Here is a 3,467-nt window from a genome sequence, read left to right as displayed (position 1 = left end):
GGAACAGCTTTGAAATTAAATATTTCAGAAAATGATAATGCTTTGAGCTTAGAATTGGCAATGGAAGTACACGAATATTTTCATCTTGATACAGCAAAAGCAAAACAAATAATTGATGTTGTTAAAAGCAGTGTGAAAAATTGGAAAAATATAGCACAAAAATATGGTATTTCCAGAGTAGAACAAGAATTAAAAGCAAAGGCGTTTTCTTAGAGGCACTAATTAAAATGAGTTTGAACATTAATTTTTAAAACTGCTTTGTTTTTATTTTAAAACACACATTCACTAATCAATTAGTTCGTGTATTTGTAGCAAATAAAATTAAAAATACCCATCAACAAACTCCCTTACACAAGCATCACCACCATTTCTGTAAAGAATTATATTTACTGAGTTTTTTACTTCCAAAATAGCATTTGCAGGACATGCAGAAATACCAACCTCTTTGATTATTTCCAAGTCATTAACATCATCACCAAGGTATGCAACATTCGAAAGCTCAATATCAAGTTCCTTGCACCATTTTTTAAGAATACCGAGTTTTGCGTCCCTACCAATATAAACAAAATCAGTTTTAAGTGTTTTTGCCCTATTGGTACCGATATTGGCTTTAAAGCCTGAGCTTAAAAGTGCGGTTTTTATTCCTTTTTCTTTGATGTTAAGCAATGCCATACCGTCTTTTGTGTTAAACTTTTTCATCTCATCACCATTTTCAGTGTAGTACATTCCTCCGTCAGTTAAAACGCCATCAATATCGCAAACAAGTAATTTTATGTCTTTATTTTTTATGAGATTTTCAGATTCACTGATATTAGTTTTTATAAGTTTATCAATTGAAATATTGAATATTGTACTAAAAGCAATTAGGGTATCAGCATCGGGAGCAGTTATTCCTCGTTCACATTGTTCAATATAAATAATCTCTTTTTTTGCTGTTTCCGCTATTTTATTTATTGAAATATTATGTTTCTTTTTCAGGTATTTAATGTTTCTTTTAAAGTAATTCATGATAATATTTCTTATAAAATGTTTTTACCTATTGCTTTTGCGATAGGAGTTAAGCTGTGAAAGAGATCAGTAAATTCTTGATGATTTAATTGTTGAGCTGCATCAGATTTTGCTTCTGAAGGATTCGGATGTGTTTCAATTAAAAGGCCGTCAACTCCCATTGCAACACATGCTCTTGCAAGGTCGGGAACTCCATAGGCATAGCCCATAGCATGGCTAGGGTCAAGAATTACAGGTAAATTTGTATGCTCTTTCAAAAATGAAACGCCACAAAGGTCAAGGGTAAAGCGTGTTTTGTCTTCAAAAGTACGAATTCCTCTTTCGCAAAGCATAACATTTTCATTACCCCCGGAAAGAACAAATTCTGCTGCTTGAACAAATTCTTGCAATGTTGCTCCAAAGCCGCGTTTTAATAAAATTGCCTTATTGCTTTTTCCACATTTTCGTAAAATACCTTGGTCGTACATTGCTTTTGCTCCTATTTGAACAACATCTGCATATTCAATAACTTGGTCAATATGAGATGCATCACGAACTTCAGTAACGATATTTAAATTGTGTTTATCTCTGATTTTTGCTAATAATTTCAATCCTTCAAGTCCCATACCCTGAAATGAATAAGGAGATGTTCTGGGTTTAAAACTTCCTGCACGCAGAGTTGTAAGTCCTAAACTTTTTAACAGTTGTACTGATTTTTCAATTTGTTCTTCCGATTCAACGGAGCATGGACCGGTTATTACAACAGTATTGTTGCTTTCTCCACCAAAAATAGTGTTGCCAACTTTTATTTCGCGTTTTTTCTCAAAATAATTTTGGCTAGCAAGTTGAATGTCGTTTTCAAAAATATAGCTATCTTCAACATACTCTTTTATATTTTCGGGAACTTTGGTTACTTTTGATGAACTGACTAAAACAAACTTATTTTCTTTTTTTATCAGAATTGATTTAGAATTTTTTGCAATATCTTCTGCTTTTGTTTCGTCAATATTTTTTGTTAAATGTATTATCATAATTCACTTTGAATTAATTTGTTAAATGAAAGTGTACCTACCACTTTTTTGTTTTTGTCTGTAACAGGAAGGTACAAAAGTGGGAAATTTATACTATTTGCTAATTGCAGTAAATCGCTAACTGTTTTATTTTCATAAATGAAAACAGGATTAGAATTTATAATATCTTTGATTGTTACTTTATCAATTTCATCAAAATATTTTATCATTCCACGCCTGATATCAGCATTTGTAATAATGCCAAGCATTTTGTTGTCGGAGTTTGTAATAATTATAAATCCTAAATTATATTTTTCAATTGCTTTAAGAACATCTAAAAAACTATTTCCTGAATCTATCATTAATGGAAGATTAGTTTTTTTCATAAAATCTTTAACGAGATAATGAGATTTTATGTTATCACTTTTTAAGTTAAGCAAAGATGCTCCAATGTAATTTGACTTAAAAAGATATGAACCCACAACAATAAGATTAACACCTACATTTCTAAAAATGAAAGATAGTTCAGCATTAACGCCACCGTCAATATGAATTTTTTTCTTAGGATATTTTTGTTTGAAACGTGATATCTTTTGAAAATTTTCTTTATTAAAACTACCTCCGCTTTTGCCCGGAGTTGTTGCCATAAATAGAATATGGGAAAATTTATCATGATATTTATCAAAAACACTAATATCTGTTTCAGTAACTATTGCTAATCCACATTCAGCTTTTACATAGTCAGGAATATCAATTGAATTTTTTAATTCTTCATACTGAAAAGTAACATATTCGATATTGTACTTGGCAATGAGTGGATAAAATTTTTCAGGCTCAGAGGAAATAATATGAAGGTCGAAAGGTGTGGAACTTAATTTTCGAATTTCTTTAATATCATCAAAAACACCAATATCATCATTGCAATCCACATGAAAAGAATCGATATTATGTTCATCAAACATTTTTATCAAACCTTCCCTTTCGCTTTCTTTACTTGAATATATTGATGCTGATATTTTCATTTATTGTCAATAACTTGCAAATGATGAATATTTAAATATTTGCAAAAATATAAAATTGCAATTGCTTAATTGATATATGAAGACAAATATTTTTTCAATGGTTAAATCACCACAGAAAGTTGGAAAAAAATAGCAAGTTATTTTATTTTTTTTCATCGAATTACACAAATTTAACGAATGATTTTTTTTATCGCCATTACAAAGGAGGTTTCTGATGTGTAGAAGTAATTTCACGCAAAGAACACTAAGAAGAATTGTTTATTTTGTTATCTGTTTATTTGGTGATTTGTTTATTTGAGCTCCACTATACCGTCATTGCGAAGGAAGTATGACTGAAGCAATCTGATGAAAGAATTGTTTATTTGTTTATTTGGTGATTTGTTTCAATAGTCATTTAGTGGTCATTTGCTTCGCTGTCATTTAATTGTCATTAAGTTGTTTATTTGGT

At 30.1% G+C, this 3,467-nt stretch carries 4 protein-coding genes; 1 reads left to right on the top strand and 3 read right to left on the bottom strand.

The window, feature by feature from the left end; genetic code table 11:
• A partial coding sequence (locus U9R42_05985; GenBank protein MEA3495569.1) for a type II toxin-antitoxin system HipA family toxin occupies nt 1–213 on the top strand: 213 nt, incomplete at its 5' end.
• Nucleotides 214–321: 108 nt separating this feature from the next.
• On the opposite strand, the gene U9R42_05980 is transcribed toward U9R42_05985, so the two are convergent.
• Genes U9R42_05980 through U9R42_05970 form a run of 3 tightly spaced genes read right to left on the bottom strand, consistent with a single transcriptional unit; the run spans nt 322 to nt 3,019 of the window.
• Nucleotides 322–1,008: an HAD hydrolase family protein gene (locus tag U9R42_05980; protein ID MEA3495568.1), complete on the bottom strand. Its 687-nt coding sequence runs from the start codon at nt 1,006–1,008 to the stop codon at nt 322–324.
• 11 nt (nt 1,009–1,019) lie between these two features.
• The gene (gene aroF / locus U9R42_05975) at nt 1,020–2,018 is read right to left on the bottom strand and encodes a 3-deoxy-7-phosphoheptulonate synthase (GenBank protein MEA3495567.1); all 999 of its coding nucleotides are present in this window, start codon (nt 2,016–2,018) and stop codon (nt 1,020–1,022) included.
• A complete protein-coding gene (locus tag U9R42_05970; GenBank protein MEA3495566.1) occupies nt 2,015–3,019 on the bottom strand; it encodes a CBS domain-containing protein in 1,005 nt (334 codons plus the stop codon). The genes aroF and U9R42_05970 overlap by 4 nt, the downstream gene beginning before the upstream one ends.
• Between the last annotated feature and the right edge of the window lie 448 nt (nt 3,020–3,467).

It is taken from the genome of Bacteroidota bacterium (genome assembly GCA_034723125.1).
Taxonomy (GTDB): domain Bacteria; phylum Bacteroidota; class Bacteroidia; order CAILMK01; family JAAYUY01; genus JAYEOP01.
This window is presented reverse-complemented; position numbering and strand designations above follow the sequence as displayed.

Bases quoted from the DNA above. Each gene is read 5' to 3' on its own strand.
- U9R42_05980 (MEA3495568.1), bottom strand. From the start codon at position 1,008: ATGAATTACTTTAAAAGAAACATTAAATACCTGAAAAAGAAACATAAT.
- aroF (MEA3495567.1), bottom strand. From the start codon at position 2,018: ATGATAATACATTTAACAAAAAATATTGACGAAACAAAAGCAGAAGAT.
- U9R42_05970 (MEA3495566.1), bottom strand. From the start codon at position 3,019: ATGAAAATATCAGCATCAATATATTCAAGTAAAGAAAGCGAAAGGGAA.